We start from the raw sequence: 18,594 nt of genomic DNA, 5'->3' as shown, positions 1-18,594 counted from the left end.
ATGTCTTTGCAGCGCTTACTGCGCGGCGTCTTTTTGATCTTGGAGATCAGCAATGAATTGCTCGCCCCATTTCAACTGTTCACGGAGGTCGTGGATCGCCTCGTTGAGCTCATCGCGCTGTTCTTCCATGTCCTTGAGACGGTGCTGCGCCACTTGATAGGTGCGCTGCATCTGGGTCGCCTGTTGGTCGCCCATGTCATAAAGGTCGAGAAGTTGGCGGATCTCTTCAAGCGAGAACCCAAACCGTTTGCCGCGCAAAATCAGCTTGAGGCGGGCGCGGTCACGTTTGGTGAACAAACGTTTTTGGCCTTCGCGAATTGGGAACAAAAGTTCCTTGGATTCATAGAACCGAAGAGTCCGAGGTGTGACGTCATAAGCGTCACACATCTCGCGGATGGTCATCGTGTCTTCGCTCATCATTGCGTCCTTTCGTGTCGGAAGGTGGTTACAAAATGGGCTTCGGGAATTGATTTACTATAGTGCTTGACGTTAACGTAAGTAGGACGTCACGTCACAATTCTATGTGACGTAGGATCATTTTTTTAAGTAGGGTCAGGCGGACTTTCCCGGAAAAAACCGCGCTGCAGGCGAGCGCAGGCCAAAGAAAAAGCCCCCGAAATGTGGGAGCTTTCTGCATAAGTTTAAGCTGTAGACCTCGACGTCACGGCGACTCTCTCGATGGCAGCTTTCGTCTTGAAAAGAAGGTTAGCTGGTCGCTTTCGTTAAGAAGCCCGCAGTTTCGTCGCGCAGTTCTTTGAGTTCACGCATCGCTTCCTCAAGTTGTTGCCGCTGTTCTTCGAGCTCTTCCATTTGGCGGTCGGCCATATCCACAAAGGCCTGCATCTGTGCTGAAGTGCCTTCGTGTTCATAGATGAGGAGCCATTGACGAATGTCTTCGAGTTTGATGCCAAACCGGCGACCGCGCATAATCAGCGTCATGCGTGCGACTTCGCGGGGGCCGAAGTACCGGCTGCGTCCTTCGCGTTCGGGCTGAAGCAGTTCAATATACTCATAATAACGCAGGGTTCGCGGGGTCACGTCGAATCGTGCGCACATTTCCTTAAAACTCAGGCGAGTATCAGACATTTGCAGGGCCTCCTTGAAAGCGAAACTTAGTTTGCATCTGCAGCAAGAGCAACCGCCCCCTTGAATACCGCGACAATTGACGCTCATAAATGACGGATTGCGGGCGGAGAGAGCGAATGGACACCCAGAAAGCAAAAATGGCGGAACACTTCATAAATGCGATTCCGCATTGCAAAGCGCTGGACATGAAGTTGACCAATATCGGGGATGGTAAGGCAGAGATGGTTCTGCCCTACAATGATAATATTGTTGGGGATCCGGAAACGGGCGTTCTGCATGGCGGAGCTGTGTTTGCTTTGATGGACACCTGCTGCGGAGCGGCTGCTATGTGCCACCCGTCGTCTCCCTCCAGTACGGCGACAATCGATCTTCGTATTGACTACATGCGCGCCGCCACGCCGGGGCAAAGTATCCGCACCAAGGCTGAATGCTATCATATCACGCGTTCCGTTGCTTTTGTTCGTGCCACCGCAGTGGATGAAGATGACGCGCTGCCAGTGGCGACGGCCACGGGCACTTTCACTGTGCAAAGGAGCTGATCCATGGCCCGGTCCCGTCCCGAACCTGTACAGGTCGTGAAGCAACGCCGCGATGCGGCGATGAGCGCGCTTGTGCACGGTGTTCCCTATATCAATTTCCTCGGCATCGAGTTTGAGCGCCGCGGCGATGAACTCACCGCCATCCTGCCATTTGATGACAAGCTGATCGGCAATCCTATGTTGCCCGCCATCCATGGGGGCGTCACCGCGGGTTTCTTGGAAACCACTGCCGTGATCGGTTTGGCGTGGTCTGGCTTGTGGGATGATATCGAAAGCGGGCGCATCACAATGGAAAGCCTGACCGCAGGGCATCTGCCACGTCTGCCTAAGACCATTGATTTTACGGTCGACTATCTGCGGTCTGGACTGCCGCGTGACGCCTATGCCCGCGCGCGGGTCAACCGCTCTGGCCGCCGCTATGCCTCTGTGCATGTGGAGGCCTGGCAAGATCAGCGCGACGTGCTCTATGCACAGGCCACCGGCCATTTCTTGATGCCAACACGGGATGAATGATCTTAAGGCGGCCACCGGTGAGCTAGGGGATATCTCCCATCGGCGAATTTTGCATGTCGCGCTTCCGATTGTGATCTCAAATGCCACTGTGCCGATTCTGGGCGCGGTGGATACGGGGGTTGTTGGGCAGATAGGGGAGGCTGCGCCGATTGGCGCCGTCGGTATTGGCGCGGTGGTGCTGGCGGGACTCTACTGGATTTTTGGGTTCCTGCGGATGGGCACCACTGGCCTGACGGCCAAAGCGCTTGGAGCAGGTCGTCACGGTGAAGTTGCCGCTATGCTGACACGTGCCGTGGTGATCGGCCTCTTTGCGGGTGTCCTGCTGATCCTCACGCAGGTGGGGCTATTCAAAGCTGCATTCTGGCTGTCTCCCGCCTCGCCCGAAGTTGAGGCACTGGCCGCGCAATATCTGCAGATCCGTATCTGGTCTGCGCCCGCCGCAATTGCGCTTTATGGGGTGACCGGATGGTTGATTGCACAGGAGCGCACCAAGGCCGTGCTGGTGGTGCAGCTGTGGATGAACGGCCTCAATATCCTGCTGGATCTCTGGTTTGTCCTGGGTCTCAACCTGGGCGTTGAAGGGGTGGCTTTTGCCACGCTTATTGCAGAAGTCTCCGGCTGTGCCTTGGCGCTTTGGATGTGCCGAGAGGTCTTCGCAAACCCTGAGTGGAAGTCGGTTGCCCGCATTTTGGATCGCGCGTCCCTGCGGGAAATGGCGCGCGTGAACGGAGATATTCTGCTGCGATCTCTGATGCTGCAGTCGATCTTTATGTCCTTTCTGCTGTTTGGTGCTGACTTCGGAGATGACACTCTGGCCGCCAATCAGATTTTGATGCAGTTTCTCTATATTACCGCTCATACTCTGGATGGATTTGCCTTCGCTGTTGAAACCTTTTCCGGCAAGGCTGTTGGTGCGCGCAATCGCTCCGCTTTGCGTCGCGCGGCCAAAATGACAGGGATCTGGGCCGCAGTTGGCGGCGTTCTGCTGGGGGTGGTGTATTGGGGATTGGGTGGGCTCATCATTGACGCCATGACCACGTCGCTCAACCTTCGGGACTTGGCGCGCGATTTTCTGCCATGGGTGATCTTGTCACCTGTGTTGGGCATTGCGCCATTTATGTTGGACGGCATCTTCATCGGCGCCACTCAGACCCGCGATTTGCGCAACATGATGGCCGTTTCTGCTATCATTTATTTCCTATGCGTGCTGGTGATGGTGCCGCTTTGGGGCAATCACGGCCTCTGGGCCGCATTGATGGTCAGCTTCGTGGCGCGGGGGCTCTCCCTCGCTCTGCGCTATCCCGCCCTTGAGGCCAAAATCTCTTAAGAGCGATCCTTACGTTTGTTCAAAATAGGGTCGCCAAAGGCAGGTCGCGCGGCCTGCCTTGTGCTGTTTGCTTGCGTGTTGGGAATTTTTCTTGATCCGAAAAGCGAGTCAGACTAGTTATATGAACAAGTGTTCAAATAATTCAGAGGAGGGTCCCAATGTTCATGCACACGATGAAGTTCGACTTGGGTGAGGACGTCAACGCGCTGCGTGAGATGGTGCATCGCTTCGCTCAGGAGCGCATCAAGCCCATGGCTGCGGAGATCGATCTGAACAACGCATTTCCAAACGAACTCTGGAAAGAATTTGGCGATTTGGGGCTGCTTGGTGTGACCGTGTCTGAGGAATATGGCGGTGCAGGCATGTCCTATCTGGCGCATGTGATTGCGGTCGAAGAAATCGCACGGGCCTCAGCCTCTGTGTCCCTGTCTTACGGCGCACACTCCAACCTTTGCGTCAATCAGATCAAGCTCAATGGCAACGAAGAGCAAAAGGCCAAGTTCCTTCCGCGCCTGATTTCGGGCGAACATGTCGGCGCTTTGGCCATGTCCGAACCCTCGGCCGGCTCTGATGTGGTGTCGATGAAACTGCGCGCTGAGAAGCGCAATGATCGCTATGTGCTCAACGGCAACAAGTATTGGATCACCAATGGCCCGGATGCGGATACGCTGGTGGTTTATGCCAAGACCGATCCAGATGCAGGCCCGCGCGGCATCACCGCTTTCCTAATCGAGAAAGAGATGAAAGGCTTCTCCACCAGCCCGCATTTTGACAAACTGGGCATGCGTGGCTCCAACACGGCTGAGCTGATCTTTGAAGATGTCGAAGTGCCGTTTGAAAATGTCCTTGGCGAAGAGGGCAAGGGCGTCGCTGTGCTCATGTCGGGGCTGGACTATGAGCGGGTTGTGCTGGCAGGCATTGGCACCGGTATCATGGCGGCCTGTCTGGATGAGATCATGCCCTATATGGTGGAGCGCAAACAGTTTGGTCAGTCGATTGGCAACTTCCAACTGATGCAGGGCAAAATCGCGGATATGTACACCGCGATGAACTCCGCGCGCGCCTATGTCTATGAATGCGCGAAAGCCTGTGATGAGGGCCGTATCACGCGTCAGGATGCGGCGGCCTGCTGCCTCTATGCCTCCGAAGTGGCGATGACGCAGGCCCATCAGGCGGTGCAGGCCATGGGGGGCGCGGGCTATTTGTCTGACAATCCGGTGGGCCGCATCTTCCGGGATGCCAAGCTGATGGAAATCGGCGCAGGCACCAGCGAAATCCGCCGCATGCTGATTGGTCGTGAACTGATGACCGCACAGGCCTGACAGTAGGGTTGTTTAAAAACAAAACGACCGGCCTTGCGGAAGGCCGGTCACATGTAAGGGCAGGGTGCCCTGACCCATCAGGATCAGAATTTATGCACGTAGGACATGCCAACCAGAATTGGGTCAATCTCAGCGGTGCCCGCTGCGTTACCGCCAATGGTGACGTCTGTGTCGATGTCAAACCAGCGCACGTTCAGACGCACCGCGCCTTTTTCAGAGATCTGATAGTCCACACCAGCCTGCACGGCCACACCCCAGCTGTCGTCAAGTTCGATGGATGCGGCGTTACCGATCAGCTTTTCATCGGAGAAAGCGGTGTAGTTCAGACCGATACCGGCGTAGGGCGACCATTTGGACCCAGTGTCAAAGTGATAGTTGATCGAGAGGGTGGGCGGCAGGTGTTTGGTGGTGGCCGCTGCGTTGCCGTCCAAAGAAATCTCATGTTTGAACTGCGTCGCCGCCAGCAATTCGATACCCACATTGTCCCAGATGAAGTACTCTGCGGTGAAGATCGGACGCACGTCGCTGTCGATGGTTGCCGCGGCGCCATTCACGGTGCCGTTGTCGGATTTCGGGTTCAGGTAGCCAAGACCGATCCCCAAAGTCCAATCCCCCGCAGACTGCGCATAGGCTGCGCCGCCCGCCACTGTCGCGATCGCTGTGCTAAGAGCCAAAACAGTACTGATACGTTTCATGGTGAGACCCATTCTTTCATTGTTATTCCATGTCGTGAGTCCCGCGTAGGGGATTTGCCGAGTCGCAACTCTGATATGAGTCAAAAACGAAAAACAAACCCGTTTGAGCTGCGTCAAATACCGCGCTGCGCCGACCTTCGGGCTGCTGGAACTTTGCGCGCAGTCCAGCACAGACGCCATACCTCAGCGCCACAATTCAAGATGGGGGCCCTATGAAGCTGCAATCCAAAATCATCACAGGATCCGAAGAGTTTGCCGCCAACCGCGCGGCACATCTGGAGATGCTCGCCACTGTGCGTGAGGTGGCTGAAGCTGCCCGTATGGGGGGCGGCGAAAAATCCCGCGCCCGTCATGAAAGCCGGGGCAAAATGCTGCCGCGCCGCCGCGTGGCCGGGTTGTTGGATCCGGGGTCGCCGTTTCTTGAGGTGGGGGCGACCGCAGCGCATGGCATGTATGAGGGCGCAGCCCCCTGTGCTGGCGTGGTGGCAGGCATCGGGCGCGTGCATGGTCAGGAGGTCATGGTTGTCTGCAATGATGCGACCGTAAAAGGCGGCACCTACTATCCCATGACCGTGAAAAAACACCTGCGCGCGCAGGAAATTGCAGAGCAGAACAATCTTCCCTGCGTCTATCTTGTGGACAGTGGCGGTGCCAACCTGCCCCAGCAGGATGAAGTCTTCCCGGATCGCGATCACTTTGGCCGCATCTTCTTCAATCAGGCCAACATGAGCGCCAAGGGCATCCCCCAGATCGCCGTGGTCATGGGCTCCTGCACCGCAGGCGGCGCCTATGTGCCCGCGATGTCGGATGTGACGATCATCGTGAAAGAGCAGGGCACCATTTTTCTGGCAGGGCCGCCACTGGTGAAAGCGGCCACAGGGGAAGTGGTGAGCGCCGAAGATTTGGGCGGCGGGGATGTGCACACGCGCCTATCCGGTGTGGCGGATTATCTCGCAGATGATGATGCCCATGCGCTGGCTCTGGCGCGCGATGCGCTCAAACATCTCAACCGCAGCAAACCGCAAACCGTCGCGTGGCAGTCGCCAGAAGAGCCAGCCTATGACCCCGAAGACATTCTCGGTGTGGTGCCGGGCGGATTGCGCACGCCTTATGACATCCGTGAGGTAATTGCCCGCGTCGTCGATGGCTCGCGGTTTGACGAATTTAAAAAGCGCTTTGGCGAAACGCTGGTCTGCGGTTTTGCCCATGTCAAAGGCTGCCCGGTCGGGATCATCGCCAACAATGGGGTGCTCTATTCTGAAAGCGCGGCCAAAGGGGCGCATTTTGTGGAGCTCTGTTCCCAGCGTGGCATTCCCCTGGTGTTCTTGCAAAACATCACCGGCTTTATGGTCGGGCAGAAATATGAAGCCGAAGGTATCGCCCGCCATGGCGCCAAAATGGTGACCGCCGTGGCCACCACCAAAGTGCCAAAAATCACCATGCTGGTGGGCGGCTCCTTTGGGGCGGGCAACTACGGCATGGCGGGTCGGGCCTATTCACCTCGTTTCTTGTGGTCATGGCCCAACTCCCGGATTTCGGTGATGGGAGGCGAGCAGGCCGCAGGCGTGCTGGCCACTGTCAAACGCGATGCTATTGAGCGTCAGGGAGGGGAATGGTCGGCGGAAGACGAAGCGGCCTTCAAACAGCCCACACTCGACATGTTCGAAGAGCAAAGCCACCCGCTCTACGCCTCTGCACGCCTGTGGGACGATGGCATTGTGGACCCGCGCAAAACCCGCGACGTGCTGCATCTGAGCCTGTCGGCGTCTTTGAATGCCCCAATTGAAGAGACCAAATTTGGCGTCTTCCGCATGTGATCTTCTCTTGACCCTAAAATATCCCCGGGGGTCCGGGGGCAGGCAGCCCCCGGTCCGACGTCTCAACACAAAGGATGCGCCCGATGTTTGATAAAATTCTGATTGCCAATCGCGGCGAAATCGCCTGCCGCGTGATGGAGACCGCCCGTGCCATGGGCGTGAAAACCGTCGCCGTCTACTCTGATGCGGATGCCACCGCCAAACATGTGGCGCTGGCCGATCAGGCCGTGCACATCGGCGGCGCAGCACCGGCAGAGAGCTATCTCAAAGGGGATGTGATCATCCAGGCGGCGCTGGATACCGGCGCGCAGGGCATCCACCCGGGCTATGGTTTCCTGTCGGAAAACCCTGAGTTTGTGGAGGCTGTTGAGGCCGCAGGGCTTACATTCATTGGTCCCTCTGCCAGCGCGATCCGTGCGATGGGCCTCAAAGACGCGGCCAAAGCCTTGATGGAAGAGGCCAATGTGCCGGTGGTGCCGGGCTATCACGGCACCAATCAGGACGGTGCGTTTCTGGCAGAGCAGGCTGCAGAAATCGGTTATCCGGTTCTGATCAAGGCGGTTGCGGGCGGCGGCGGCAAAGGCATGCGGCTTGTGGAGAATCCTACTGATTTCGCGGATGCGTTGGTCAGTGCGCAGGGGGAGGCCACCACAGCCTTCGGCAATCCCGATGTGCTGATCGAGAAATTTGTCACCAGCCCCCGCCATATTGAGGTGCAGGTGTTTGGCGATGGCACAGAGGCGGTGCATCTGTTTGAACGGGACTGCTCTTTGCAGCGTCGGCACCAGAAGGTGATCGAGGAGGCCCCGGCGCCGGGCATGACAGAGGCGATGCGCGCCGCCATGGGGGAAGCGGCAGTGCGCGCGGCCGAGGCGATTGGCTACAAAGGGGCAGGCACCATTGAGTTTATTGTGGATGGCAGCGATGGTCTGCGGCCTGATGGGTTCTGGTTCATGGAAATGAACACCCGCCTTCAGGTGGAGCATCCCGTGACCGAGATGATCACCGGTGTGGATCTTGTCGAGTGGCAATTGCGGGTCGCCGCAGGGGAGCCGCTGCCCAAAACGCAAGAGGCGCTCAGCATCACAGGGCATGCCTTTGAAGCCCGGATCTATGCCGAAGATGTGCCCAAGGGCTTTTTGCCTGCAACCGGCACGCTGTCCCACCTTGCCTTCCCACAGGATGCGCGCATCGACAGTGGTGTGCGCGCCGCCGACACCATCAGCCCATGGTACGATCCGATGATTGCCAAGCTTGTGGTGCATGGGCCAACCCGGGCGGTGGCGCTTAAAAAGCTCGAACATGCGCTGCGCAACACGGATGTGGGCGGCACGGTCACCAATGTCAGCTTTCTGGCGCTTTTGGCGGCGCAGGAAGATTTTGCCGCCGGGCGTGTGGACACCGGCTTGATCGAACGCCACATGGACGCACTGGCAACCCAGCCCACGGCCTGTTCCAAAGCCCGTGCGGTAGCGGCGCTGACAGCTTTGGGAATGCGGCCACTGGATGGATCTGCGCCGGCCGAGACGCTGGTTCTGTGGTCTCCTCTGACCCATAGCCTGTCCCTGATCCACAATGATGTGCCCTTTTCGGTGGATGTCACGGTGACCGGCACCGCGGAGTATCTGGTTGCCCTTGAGGATGCGACACATCGCGTCACGTTCCGGGGCGGGAGCTGGTGGGTGGAGGGCACCAAGGTCACCGCCCGCACGGCACGCCACGGCGCAGAGTTGACGGTGTTCTGGGGCAATGGATACCGCTTTGTGGTGGTGGATCCGCTTGAGCGAGAAGAGGATGCCGGGGCCGGTGGCAACACGATTGTTGCGCCGATGCCGGGGCTTGTGAAGGCGGTCTTTGCCGTTGCGGGGCAAGAGGTGACCCAGGGGGATCGTCTTGCCATTTTGGAAGCCATGAAGATGGAACACGCCATGCTGGCTCCCCGCGATGGTGTCGTGGCGGATGTTGTGGTTGCTGAAGGGGCGCAAGTGGAAGATGGCACGGCGCTGATCCTGCTGGAAGAAGAGGAAGACGCATGAGTATCACGCTGCATCACGTCCCCTTTTCACGCTCCTTTCGGGTGCTCTGGCTGTTAGAAGAGCTGGGGCTTTCTGCACAGATTGTCATGCACAGCATCCGCGCAGGCACCATGCGCCAGCCGGACATGCGCGCACTCAGTCCCGCAGGGCGGGTGCCTGCGCTGGAAATTGACGGGATGTGCCTCTTTGAAAGCGGCGCAATCGTTGAATATCTTGCCGAAACCCATCCAGAGGCTGGCTTGGCCGCTTTGCCCGGCACGCCCGACCGCGCGCGGTATTTGCAAATGGTGCATTTTGCCGAAACACAGGCGTCTCTGCTGGAACAGTTGAACATGTCGCATGTGTTTCTGCGTGACCCGGCGCAGGCCTCCCCGACCGTCATCAAGCTCACCACCATGCGGTTGCACGCCACGCTGGGCGCGCTGGAAAGCCTGCTCGGCGATCAGGAGTTCCTTTTGGCGCAAGGATTTTCGGCAGCGGACATCATGATGGGGTTCAATCTCTTTGCTGCACCTTACTATGTGGATCTCGCAGAGTTTCCAAAACTATGTGCCTATCGCGACCGCATTGCCGCGCGCCCAGCCTATGGGGCGGCCCGTGCCAAAGATGGCGAACAGGAGTTCTACACGCAGAACTTTTACCCCGTGCCGGAAGGAGCCTGACCCATGGCATACCGCGTTGAGATTTTTGAAATGGGCCCGCGTGATGGGTTGCAGAATGAAAAACGTCAGATCCCCACGGCGGAGAAAATCGCACTGGTCGACTGTCTCAGCCGCGCCGGGTTTCGCCGTATTGAGGTCGCCAGCTTTGTCAGCCCGAAATGGGTGCCGCAGATGGCGGACAGTGCCGACGTCCTTGCGGGCATCTGTCGACATGACGGGGTGCACTATGCGGCGCTGACGCCCAATATGCGTGGTTTTGAGGGAGCCGTTGCCGCCAAGGCGGATGAAATTGCGATCTTCGGCTCCGCCTCTGAAGGGTTTTCCAAGGCCAATATCAACGCAACAATCGCAGAGAGTTTTGAGCGTTTTGCTCCCATTGTCGCGGCGGCCAAAGAGATTGGCCTCCCGGTGCGCGGCTACGTCAGCTGTGTCACCGATTGTCCCTACGATGGTCCCACACCCCCACAGGCGGTGGCAAAGGTGGCAAAGCATCTGCATGAAGTGGGCTGCTATGAAATCAGCCTTGGGGACACCATCGGGCAGGGCACGCCTGAAACCATTTCGGCGATGCTTCAGGCGGTATTGGATTACGTTCCGGCGGACAGGCTGGCCGGACATTATCACGACACGTCTGGGCGGGCGCTGGCCAATATCGAAGCCTCCCTTGATCACGGGCTGCGGGTGTTTGATGCGGCTGTCGGCGGGCTAGGGGGATGCCCCTATGCGCCGGGAGCTGCGGGCAATGTTGCCACAGAAGCGGTGCATGGGCGGCTGACGACCTTGGGCTATAATACCGGGCTTGATGGCGATGTCCTCGCACAGGCCGCAGATCTGGCACGCAACATGCGCAGTTTGCCCGCACTTTAAAGATAAGGAACACCACCAGTGACTTATGAGACACTTTTGATTGACGTGGATGACCGGGGTGTTGCCACCCTCACCCTGAACCGTCCCGAAAAGCACAATGCCATGTCCGGCCAGATGATCGTGGAGTTGAAAGCAGCAGCACAGGCGCTGGGCGCGGATGAGGCCGTGCGTGTGGTTGTACTGACTGGCGCGGGCAAGAGCTTTTGTGCAGGCGGGGATCTGGGCTGGATGCAGGCGCAGATGGCCGCCGATGCAAAAACGCGCTTTATAGAGGCGCGCAAACTGGCGGAGGCCTTGCAGGCTCTGAACACCTTGCCAAAGCCGTTGATCGGCCGGCTGCAGGGCAATGCGTTTGGCGGCGGTGTTGGGCTGGCCAGCGTCTGTGACGTGGCCATTGGCGTGGACAGTTTGACCATGGGATTGACCGAAACCAGACTGGGTCTCATCCCGGCCACCATCGGTCCCTATGTTCTGTCGCGTATGGGAGAGGCCATGGCGCGGCGCGTGTTTATGTCTGCGCGCCTGTTTGGTGCCGCCGAAGCGGTGACTTTGGGGCTTTTGGCCAAAGCCGTCTCTTCCGAGACGCTGGACGCGGCCGTTGAGGCGGAAGTGCAGCCTTATCTGTCCTGCGCGCCACAGGCCGTGGCGCGCGCCAAAGCCCTTGCGCGCACGCTGGGCCCGCGCATCGATGATGCGGTGATTGATCACACCATTGGGGAATTGGTGGCCTGTTGGGAAGGGCAGGAGGCCCAAGATGGCATTCAGGCGTTTTTCAATAAGGAAAAGCCGTCCTGGGCGCGATAGGCCGCATTTTTGCAAGAAACTGCGCGGATCCTGCTGCGCTCAACTGAGCTGCAATGCGATGCTAGGTCTTCCGGCCGCGATCACCCTACACTGGGTGGTTGCGGTTTCTCTATGGGGTAACCTATTGCGAGTAATCTGCTTTCATCCTGTGGTGGTGGTCATGCGACAATGCGCAGAGCGGAAATTGAGCGTTGCAGCGTTTCTGTCGGGAGAGGCATTGCAGAAATGCACCGGGAGAGTCGCTAATATGACTATTTTAGTCGGAAAAGCGTAGGACGTGGAATCAAAGACATAATGTCCAGTATTCAAGGGGGAGGGGACAAAAAAACTGGTTGGCCGATTGACGCACGTCTTTGTGAAATTGGCTTAATGTGCTGAAAATAAACAATATTAACCAATTTTACACCCATCTAAAATATCGCGGGAATTATTGACCCCGGCAAGGGGCGGGAGTAAACCCGCAGAGAGCCTTTACAGCCATTTGACTGCGCCGCAGATGCGGGCATGAAAGGAGCTACCTTTGGAAGAGATACTCAGGGAATATTTCCCCATTCTCGTCTTCATGGCCGTCGCCATAGGTCTTGGACTGGTCTTCATCCTCGCAGCCGTGGTTCTGGCCGTTCGCCATCCTGATCCGGAAAAAGTGTCTGCCTACGAATGTGGTTTCAACGCATTTGATGACGCGCGTATGAAATTTGACGTCCGGTTCTACCTCGTTTCCATCCTTTTCATCATCTTCGATCTCGAAATTGCCTTCCTTTTCCCCTGGGCGGTGGCCTTCAAAGATGTCTCGATGATCGGCTTCTGGTCCATGATGGTGTTCCTCGCTGTCCTGACCATTGGCTTTGCCTATGAATGGAAGAAAGGGGCCTTGGAATGGGAGTGATGACGGGCGCAAATACCGCTGGCGTGGACAAGGAAGTTGTCACGCAGGCGCTGAATACTGAATTGCAGGACAAAGGGTTCCTGCTGACCAATGCCGAAGATCTGATCAACTGGGGCCGCACCGGCTCTCTGCACTGGATGACCTTTGGTCTGGCCTGCTGCGCGGTTGAGATGATGCACACTTCCATGCCGCGCTATGATGCAGAGCGTTTTGGCATCGCACCGCGCGCCTCCCCACGTCAGTCTGATGTGATGATCGTGGCAGGCACGCTCACCAACAAAATGGCACCTGCATTGCGCAAGGTCTATGACCAGATGCCAGAGCCACGCTATGTGATCTCGATGGGCTCTTGTGCCAATGGCGGCGGCTATTACCACTACAGCTACTCTGTTGTGCGCGGTTGTGACCGTATTGTGCCTGTCGACATCTACGTGCCCGGTTGCCCTCCGACCGCCGAAGCCCTGCTTTATGGTCTGTTGCAGCTGCAACGCAAAATTCGCCGCACGGGGACAATTGAAAGATGAGCGAAGACCTCAAAGAACTTGGCGCTTACATTGAACTCAAGCGTCCGGATTGTGTCATTGGCTGGGATGTTGCGTTTGACGAGCTGACAATTGATGTGGCCCCGGCCAACATCGCCCCGTTTGTGTCCTTCCTGAAAACCGATGCAACCTGCCGGTTTTCCACGCTGGTGGATGTGACGGCCGTAGACTACCCAGAGCGTGCGAAACGGTTTGATGTGGTCTATCACTTCCTCAGCATGTTCCAGAACCAGCGCGTGCGCCTGCGCGTGTCTGTACGCGAAGATGAAATGGTGCCCTCGATTGTGCCGGTGCACCCCTCTGCCAACTGGTTTGAGCGCGAAGTCTTTGACATGTTTGGCATCATCTTCTCCGATCACCCGGATCTGCGCCGCCTGCTGACCGATTATGGCTTCCGTGGCCACCCGCTGCGCAAGGATTTCCCAACCACCGGCTACACCGAAGTGCGCTATGACGAAGTGCAGAAGCGCGTGGTCTATGAGCCTGTGCAGCTCACACAGGACTATCGCCAGTTTGATTTCATGTCGCCATGGGAGGGTGCGAACTACATCCTGCCCGGTGACGAGAAAGGGGACGCGAAGTAATGCCTTTGGAATGTCTTGTCGAAGATGACCTGATGGGCTGCGCTGTCTCTTTCGGGATACTGGCCACACCGTTCTTTGTTATTCTTGGAGCCCTGGTTTGGCTTGGTGTGGCTGTGCGCAGAAAAGCGCGTTTGAATAATAAGGAGAACGGCTAATGGACGGCTCCAAATTTGACGACGGCAGCGTGGATGCGCTGAGCGGTGAACAGAAGATCCGCAACTTCAACATCAACTTCGGCCCGCAGCACCCGGCGGCCCACGGCGTGCTGCGTCTGGTGCTGGAACTGGATGGCGAGATTGTCGAGCGGTGCGACCCGCACGTCGGCCTGCTGCACCGCGGCACCGAAAAGCTGATGGAAAGCCGCACCTACCTGCAAAACCTGCCCTATCTCGACCGCCTCGATTATGTGGCGCCGATGAACCAGGAACATGCATGGTGTCTGGCGATTGAAAAACTGACCGGCACAGAGGTGCCGCGCCGCGCCCAGCTCATTCGCGTGCTGTTCTGCGAAATTGGCCGTGTGCTGAACCATCTGATGAACATCACCACACAGGCGATGGACGTCGGCGCGCTGACCCCGCCGCTCTGGGGTTTTGAAGAGCGTGAAAAGCTCATGGTATTCTATGAGCGCGCCTGTGGTGCGCGTCTGCACGCCAACTATTTCCGCCCCGGTGGTGTCCATCAGGATCTGCCGGACAAGCTGGTGGATGATATCGAAGAATGGGCCATCGAGTTCCCAGAGGTCATTCAGGACATTGATGACCTGCTGACCGAAAACCGGATTTTCAAACAGCGCAATGTGGACATTGGTGTGGTCACCGAAAAAGACGTGCTTGATTATGGCATGTCCGGTGTGATGGCGCGCTCTGTGGGCATGGCATGGGATCTGCGCCGCGCGCAGCCTTATGAGTGCTACAACGAGTTTGAATTCCAAATTCCGGTTGGCAAAAACGGCGACTGCTATGACCGCTACCTGATGCGCATGGAAGAGATGCGCCAGTCGGTCAGCATCATGCGTCAGTCCATTGTGAAACTGCGCGAAGCCACCGGCGATGTGCTGTCGCGCGGCAAGCTGACCCCGCCCAAACGCGGTGACATGAAAACCTCGATGGAAAGCCTGATCCACCACTTCAAGCTTTACACCGAAGGCTTCCACGTGCCTGCCGGTGAAGTCTACGCCGCTGTCGAGGCGCCCAAAGGCGAATTTGGCGTCTATATGGTGGCGGATGGCACCAACAAACCCTACCGCGCCAAGCTGCGCGCGCCGGGCTATCTGCACCTGCAGGCGATGGACCACATCGCCACCGGCCACCAGCTTGCTGACGTTGCCGCCATCATTGGCACCATGGACATCGTGTTTGGGGAGATCGACCGCTAATGCTCCGTCGTCTGTATCACGAACAGCCCGAAAGCTTTGCTTTCACCGCCGCCAACCAGACTTGGGCGGAAGGCCAGATCACCAAATATCCCGAAGGCCGTCAGGCCTCTGCCGTGATCCCGCTTTTGTGGCGCGCGCAGGAACAGGAAGGCTGGCTGTCCAAGCCCGCGATTGAGGCCGTCGCCGACATGCTTGGCATGGCCTATATGCGCGTGCTTGAGGTGGCGTCCTTCTACTTCATGTTCCAGCTGCAGCCAGTGGGTTCCGTTGCTCATATTCAGATCTGCGGCACCACCTCCTGCATGATCTGCGGCGCAGAAGATCTGATCGCGGTCTGCAAAGAGAAGATCGCGGCCAAGCCGCATGAGCTTTCGGCAGATGGCAAATTCTCTTGGGAAGAGGTCGAATGTCTTGGGGCCTGCACCAACGCCCCCATGGCACAGATCGGCAAAGACTATTTTGAGGATCTGACCGCCGAAGGCTTTGCCAAGATGCTGGATGAGATGGCCGCAGGCAAGGTGCCCACGCCGGGTCCACAGAATGGCCGTTACGCTTCCGAGCCGCTTGCCGGCCTGACCAGCCTGACCGACCACGACAGCGGCAAGACGCAATACAATGCCTCCGTGCAGCTGGCGACCGACATTGGCGACAGCATCAAGCGCATTGACGGCACCGAAGTGCCAATCCTGACCCCATGGGTGGGCAAGGACGGTGTGGTTGCTGGCCGTGCCGCCGAAGGCCAGCCGCCCAAACCTGCGCCCGCACCCAAACCGGCTGTGAAACAGGCGGAAGAGGCCAAAAAAGCAGAGGCGCCAAAGGCGGCAAAATCTGCGCCAAAGGTCTCTGAAGGCTCTGATGATCTGAAAAAGCTGAAAGGTGTTGGCCCTGCATTGGAGAAGAAACTCCACGATGCTGGCGTGACATCTTTTGCACAGATCGCAGCATGGGGGGCGGACGACATTGCAGAAATGGATGACAAGCTCTCCTTCAAAGGCCGCATTGAACGGGACGGTTGGGTCGATCAGGCCAAGCTCCTTGCCGCTGGTGAAGAGACCGAATTCTCAAAGAAAGTCGCCAAGGGCGACGTGTACGAGGATTGATCCATGGCGGCTGATTTTCAGAACTCTCCCACTGCCAAACAGGGGCGCTTTGCCGCCGTTGTGATCGCAGGCACGGGGTTGTTCTGGATTGCAGCCATTGTGATCGGGGAATGGCTTGCGCTGCCAGAGCGCACGCGGGCCCTGCTCGATCTGATCGCTTTGGCGGGGTTTGTCTTCGCCTTGGTGTTGATATTCAGAATCTGGCGCGCGCGTCAGGAAGACAAAGGGTAACGGGATGCTCCAAGATCAAGACCGTATCTTTACCAACCTCTACGGCATGCATGACCGTACTTTGGCAGGTGCAAAGGCGCGTGGTCATTGGGATGGCACCGCAAAGCTGATCCAAGAGGGGCGTGACAAGATCATCGACACCATGAAGGCCTCTGGCCTGCGTGGGCGCGGTGGTGCGGGCTTCCCGACCGGCCTGAAGTGGTCCTTCATGCCCAAGGAAAGCGATGGTCGTCCGGCCTATCTGGTGATCAACGCCGATGAATCTGAGCCCGGCACCTGTAAAGACCGCGAAATCATGCGCCACGATCCGCACACGCTGATCGAAGGGGCGCTGATTGCCTCTTTCGCCATGAACGCACACACCTGCTACATCTACATTCGCGGCGAGTACATCCGCGAGCGCGAAGCGCTTCAGGCGGCCATTGATGAAGCTTATGATGCGGGTCTTCTGGGCAAAAACGCAGCCGGATCTGGCTGGGATTTTGACCTGTTCCTGCACCACGGGGCAGGGGCCTATATCTGTGGTGAAGAAACCGCTCTGCTGGAAAGCCTTGAGGGCAAAAAAGGCATGCCCCGCATGAAGCCACCCTTCCCGGCGGGCGCAGGTCTTTATGGCTGCCCGACCACGGTGAACAATGTGGAATCCATCGCAGTCGTGCCGACCATCCTGCGTCGCGGCGGCGAGTGGTTTGCAAGCTTTGGTCGCCCCAACAATGCAGGCACCAAACTCTTCGGTATTTCCGGCCATGTGAACAATCCCTGTGTGGTCGAAGAGGAGATGTCGATCTCCTTTGAGGAACTGATAGAGAAGCACTGCGGCGGCATTCGTGGCGGCTGGGACAACCTGCTGGCTGTGATCCCCGGTGGCTCATCGGTGCCCTGTGTGCGCGGTGAAAACATGCGCGATGCGATCATGGATTTTGACTATCTGCGCAACGACCTTGGCTCTGGCCTTGGCACCGCAGCGGTCATCGTCATGGACAAGCAGACCGACATCGTCAAAGCGATCTGGCGTCTGTCCAAATTCTACAAACACGAAAGCTGTGGTCAGTGTACCCCGTGTCGCGAGGGCACCGGCTGGATGATGCGCGTGATGGATCGTCTGGTGAAAGGCGAAGCAGAGATCGAAGAGATCGACATGCTTTGGGATGTGACCAAACAGGTTGAAGGCCACACGATCTGCGCGCTTGGCGATGCGGCGGCCTGGCCAATTCAGGGCCTGATCCGCAACTTCCGCGATGAGATCGAGGACCGGATCAAAGCCAATAAAACCGGGCGCAAAAGCGCCATTGCAGCGGAGTAATCCAAGACCATGATCAGAACTATCGTAAAAAGCCAGCGTCTGTCGCCAGCCTCTATCGCGGTGCTGCTTGTCGCAGCCACAGCGCTTTCGGCTTGTGGAGATGGCTTCCGCGATAGTTTCCGCAATAAAAGCGCTTCGGTCACCTTCGACGGATTTAATTTCAAGTCCAAGGCCAAAGAAGTCAGCAAGGATGCGCGCGATCACTTCACGGTCACGGTGTCCCGGGCCAACCAAAGCCTGAACGGTGCGCGTCAGGCCGGGGCCCATGAGGCGGTCAAATACTGTATCGGCGAATATGGCACCTCCAATGTGGAGTGGGTTGTTGGCCCTGAAAGCGAAGGGCTCATTCCTGTGGATGACAAAATTCAACTCGAAGGGTTCTGTCGTCCGTGACCTGTTATCTGACATACCCCGGTTGTTATTGCCTATCAGTGTGTCCTGCGTCTCACCTGAGCGCGGCAAAGACTTGCTTTGCCAATGCAAAAGGAGTGTCCGCATGAAACCGTTGATGTCTGCCGTTCTGGTATCCGCCATTTTGACTGGCAGCATGGCGCTGGCCAATCCCCCTCTGCGGGAAGTCAAAGAGATTGACGAGCCGCTTTACTGGGCGCTGGTCGCTTTTGAAATTTCCGAAGTCTGCGACAGCATTGATGCGCGCACCGTCAAGGGGCTCTCTGATGGCTGGGGCTTGATCCGCAAGGCCCGTCAGTTGGGCTACAGTGACGAAGAAATCAAAAGCTATATGAGGTCTGACACCGAAAAGGCGCGTATGCGTGCCCGTGGTGAGGCCTATTTCAAGCATAAGGGCGCGTCTTACGACGATCCCGAAACATTCTGTGCGCTCGGGCGGACAGAAATCGAACGAAACAGCCAGATCGGCGTGTATTTGAGGGCGAAGTGAG

At 57.7% G+C, this 18,594-nt stretch carries 21 protein-coding genes; 18 read left to right on the top strand and 3 right to left on the bottom strand.

Annotated features, from left to right (window positions below; translation table 11 throughout):
• Positions 1-15: 15 nt before the first annotated feature.
• Positions 16-417 (bottom strand): MerR family DNA-binding transcriptional regulator, encoded by a 402-nt coding sequence (locus J7382_RS09810; protein ID WP_209068865.1) that lies wholly within the window; start codon positions 415-417, stop codon positions 16-18.
• Positions 418-705: 288 nt separating this feature from the next.
• A complete protein-coding gene (locus tag J7382_RS09805; RefSeq protein WP_058238067.1) occupies positions 706-1,086 on the bottom strand; it encodes a MerR family DNA-binding transcriptional regulator in 381 nt (126 codons plus the stop codon).
• A gap of 116 nt (positions 1,087-1,202) precedes the next feature.
• Here J7382_RS09805 and J7382_RS09800 point away from each other — a divergent pair, with 116 nt between their 5' ends.
• The 4 genes from J7382_RS09800 (at position 1,203) to J7382_RS09785 (ending at position 4,787) form a co-directional block, all read left to right on the top strand.
• Positions 1,203-1,625: a PaaI family thioesterase gene (locus J7382_RS09800; protein WP_209068864.1), complete on the top strand. Its 423-nt coding sequence runs from the start codon at positions 1,203-1,205 to the stop codon at positions 1,623-1,625.
• A gap of 3 nt (positions 1,626-1,628) precedes the next feature.
• Positions 1,629-2,138: a PaaI family thioesterase gene (locus J7382_RS09795; protein ID WP_058238065.1), complete on the top strand. Its 510-nt coding sequence runs from the start codon at positions 1,629-1,631 to the stop codon at positions 2,136-2,138.
• A complete protein-coding gene (locus J7382_RS09790; RefSeq protein ID WP_209068863.1) occupies positions 2,131-3,465 on the top strand; it encodes an MATE family efflux transporter in 1,335 nt (444 codons plus the stop codon). Before J7382_RS09795 ends, J7382_RS09790 begins: the two co-directional genes overlap by 8 nt.
• Before the next feature lie 158 nt (positions 3,466-3,623).
• On the top strand, positions 3,624-4,787 hold the full coding sequence (locus J7382_RS09785; protein ID WP_209068862.1) for an isovaleryl-CoA dehydrogenase: 1,164 nt from the start codon (positions 3,624-3,626) through the stop codon (positions 4,785-4,787).
• 83 nt (positions 4,788-4,870) lie between these two features.
• Here the strand turns inward: J7382_RS09785 and J7382_RS09780 are convergent, their stop codons facing one another.
• Positions 4,871-5,482, bottom strand: a complete 612-nt coding sequence (locus tag J7382_RS09780) for an OmpW family outer membrane protein (RefSeq protein WP_209068861.1) — start codon at positions 5,480-5,482, stop codon at positions 4,871-4,873.
• A 212-nt stretch (positions 5,483-5,694) separates the two neighbouring features.
• On the opposite strand from J7382_RS09780, the gene J7382_RS09775 reads away from it, so the two are divergent.
• The 14 genes from J7382_RS09775 (at position 5,695) to J7382_RS09710 (ending at position 18,593) form a co-directional block, all read left to right on the top strand.
• On the top strand, positions 5,695-7,299 hold the full coding sequence (locus tag J7382_RS09775; RefSeq protein WP_209068860.1) for a carboxyl transferase domain-containing protein: 1,605 nt from the start codon (positions 5,695-5,697) through the stop codon (positions 7,297-7,299).
• A gap of 83 nt (positions 7,300-7,382) precedes the next feature.
• A complete protein-coding gene (locus J7382_RS09770; protein ID WP_209068859.1) occupies positions 7,383-9,335 on the top strand; it encodes an acetyl/propionyl/methylcrotonyl-CoA carboxylase subunit alpha in 1,953 nt (650 codons plus the stop codon).
• Positions 9,332-9,997 carry a glutathione S-transferase family protein gene (locus J7382_RS09765; protein ID WP_209068858.1) on the top strand — a complete coding sequence of 222 codons (666 nt, stop codon included), beginning with the start codon at positions 9,332-9,334 and terminating at the stop codon, positions 9,995-9,997. Before J7382_RS09770 ends, J7382_RS09765 begins: the two co-directional genes overlap by 4 nt.
• 3 nt (positions 9,998-10,000) lie before the next feature.
• A complete protein-coding gene (locus tag J7382_RS09760) occupies positions 10,001-10,864 on the top strand; it encodes a hydroxymethylglutaryl-CoA lyase (RefSeq protein WP_209068857.1) in 864 nt (287 codons plus the stop codon).
• 18 nt (positions 10,865-10,882) lie between these two features.
• Entirely contained in the window at positions 10,883-11,668 is a 786-nt protein-coding gene (locus J7382_RS09755; RefSeq protein WP_209068856.1) for a crotonase/enoyl-CoA hydratase family protein, read from the top strand.
• Positions 11,669-12,188: 520 nt separating this feature from the next.
• Positions 12,189-12,554 (top strand): NADH-quinone oxidoreductase subunit A, encoded by a 366-nt coding sequence (locus J7382_RS09750; protein WP_058238057.1) that lies wholly within the window; start codon positions 12,189-12,191, stop codon positions 12,552-12,554.
• Entirely contained in the window at positions 12,545-13,078 is a 534-nt protein-coding gene (locus J7382_RS09745; protein WP_188128126.1) for an NADH-quinone oxidoreductase subunit B, read from the top strand. The genes J7382_RS09750 and J7382_RS09745 overlap by 10 nt, the downstream gene beginning before the upstream one ends.
• Entirely contained in the window at positions 13,075-13,680 is a 606-nt protein-coding gene (locus J7382_RS09740; protein WP_209068855.1) for an NADH-quinone oxidoreductase subunit C, read from the top strand. Before J7382_RS09745 ends, J7382_RS09740 begins: the two co-directional genes overlap by 4 nt.
• 154 nt (positions 13,681-13,834) lie before the next feature.
• Complete coding sequence (locus J7382_RS09735; protein WP_209068854.1) at positions 13,835-15,058, top strand: NADH-quinone oxidoreductase subunit D; 1,224 nt, start codon at positions 13,835-13,837, stop codon at positions 15,056-15,058.
• The gene (gene nuoE, locus J7382_RS09730; RefSeq protein ID WP_209068853.1) at positions 15,058-16,158 is read left to right on the top strand and encodes an NADH-quinone oxidoreductase subunit NuoE; all 1,101 of its coding nucleotides are present in this window, start codon (positions 15,058-15,060) and stop codon (positions 16,156-16,158) included. The genes J7382_RS09735 and nuoE overlap by 1 nt, the downstream gene beginning before the upstream one ends.
• 3 nt (positions 16,159-16,161) lie before the next feature.
• Positions 16,162-16,389 carry a DUF5337 domain-containing protein gene (locus J7382_RS09725; RefSeq protein WP_209068852.1) on the top strand — a complete coding sequence of 76 codons (228 nt, stop codon included), beginning with the start codon at positions 16,162-16,164 and terminating at the stop codon, positions 16,387-16,389.
• 4 nt (positions 16,390-16,393) lie between these two features.
• Positions 16,394-17,692, top strand: a complete 1,299-nt coding sequence (nuoF, locus tag J7382_RS09720; protein WP_058238050.1) for an NADH-quinone oxidoreductase subunit NuoF — start codon at positions 16,394-16,396, stop codon at positions 17,690-17,692.
• 9 nt (positions 17,693-17,701) lie between these two features.
• Complete coding sequence (locus J7382_RS09715; protein WP_209068851.1) at positions 17,702-18,085, top strand: hypothetical protein; 384 nt, start codon at positions 17,702-17,704, stop codon at positions 18,083-18,085.
• Between the two features lie 103 nt (positions 18,086-18,188).
• Complete coding sequence (locus J7382_RS09710; RefSeq protein WP_209068850.1) at positions 18,189-18,593, top strand: DUF5333 domain-containing protein; 405 nt, start codon at positions 18,189-18,191, stop codon at positions 18,591-18,593.
• The last annotated feature ends 1 nt before the right edge of the window (position 18,594 follow it).

The sequence above is a fragment of the Shimia sp. R11_0 genome, assembly GCF_017744035.1.
GTDB classification, from domain to species: domain Bacteria; phylum Pseudomonadota; class Alphaproteobacteria; order Rhodobacterales; family Rhodobacteraceae; genus Shimia; species Shimia marina.
The sequence above is the reverse complement of the archived record's forward strand: the minus strand, read 5'-3'. Positions and strand labels throughout refer to the sequence as shown.

Excerpts from the sequence above, each read along its gene's own strand:
- nuoF (WP_058238050.1), top strand. The coding sequence starts at position 16,394 with ATGCTCCAAGATCAAGACCGTATCTTTACCAACCTCTACGGCATGCAT.
- J7382_RS09745 (WP_188128126.1), top strand. The coding sequence starts at position 12,545 with ATGGGAGTGATGACGGGCGCAAATACCGCTGGCGTGGACAAGGAAGTT.
- J7382_RS09800 (WP_209068864.1), top strand. The coding sequence starts at position 1,203 with ATGGACACCCAGAAAGCAAAAATGGCGGAACACTTCATAAATGCGATT.
- J7382_RS09715 (WP_209068851.1), top strand. The coding sequence starts at position 17,702 with ATGATCAGAACTATCGTAAAAAGCCAGCGTCTGTCGCCAGCCTCTATC.
- J7382_RS09810 (WP_209068865.1), bottom strand. The coding sequence starts at position 417 with ATGAGCGAAGACACGATGACCATCCGCGAGATGTGTGACGCTTATGAC.
- J7382_RS09760 (WP_209068857.1), top strand. The coding sequence starts at position 10,001 with ATGGCATACCGCGTTGAGATTTTTGAAATGGGCCCGCGTGATGGGTTG.
- J7382_RS09785 (WP_209068862.1), top strand. The coding sequence starts at position 3,624 with ATGTTCATGCACACGATGAAGTTCGACTTGGGTGAGGACGTCAACGCG.
- J7382_RS09710 (WP_209068850.1), top strand. The coding sequence starts at position 18,189 with ATGAAACCGTTGATGTCTGCCGTTCTGGTATCCGCCATTTTGACTGGC.
- J7382_RS09735 (WP_209068854.1), top strand. The coding sequence starts at position 13,835 with ATGGACGGCTCCAAATTTGACGACGGCAGCGTGGATGCGCTGAGCGGT.
- J7382_RS09765 (WP_209068858.1), top strand. The coding sequence starts at position 9,332 with ATGAGTATCACGCTGCATCACGTCCCCTTTTCACGCTCCTTTCGGGTG.
- J7382_RS09790 (WP_209068863.1), top strand. The coding sequence starts at position 2,131 with ATGAATGATCTTAAGGCGGCCACCGGTGAGCTAGGGGATATCTCCCAT.
- J7382_RS09805 (WP_058238067.1), bottom strand. The coding sequence starts at position 1,086 with ATGTCTGATACTCGCCTGAGTTTTAAGGAAATGTGCGCACGATTCGAC.
- J7382_RS09780 (WP_209068861.1), bottom strand. The coding sequence starts at position 5,482 with ATGAAACGTATCAGTACTGTTTTGGCTCTTAGCACAGCGATCGCGACA.
- nuoE (WP_209068853.1), top strand. The coding sequence starts at position 15,058 with ATGCTCCGTCGTCTGTATCACGAACAGCCCGAAAGCTTTGCTTTCACC.
- J7382_RS09740 (WP_209068855.1), top strand. The coding sequence starts at position 13,075 with ATGAGCGAAGACCTCAAAGAACTTGGCGCTTACATTGAACTCAAGCGT.
- J7382_RS09770 (WP_209068859.1), top strand. The coding sequence starts at position 7,383 with ATGTTTGATAAAATTCTGATTGCCAATCGCGGCGAAATCGCCTGCCGC.
- J7382_RS09775 (WP_209068860.1), top strand. The coding sequence starts at position 5,695 with ATGAAGCTGCAATCCAAAATCATCACAGGATCCGAAGAGTTTGCCGCC.
- J7382_RS09725 (WP_209068852.1), top strand. The coding sequence starts at position 16,162 with ATGGCGGCTGATTTTCAGAACTCTCCCACTGCCAAACAGGGGCGCTTT.
- J7382_RS09795 (WP_058238065.1), top strand. The coding sequence starts at position 1,629 with ATGGCCCGGTCCCGTCCCGAACCTGTACAGGTCGTGAAGCAACGCCGC.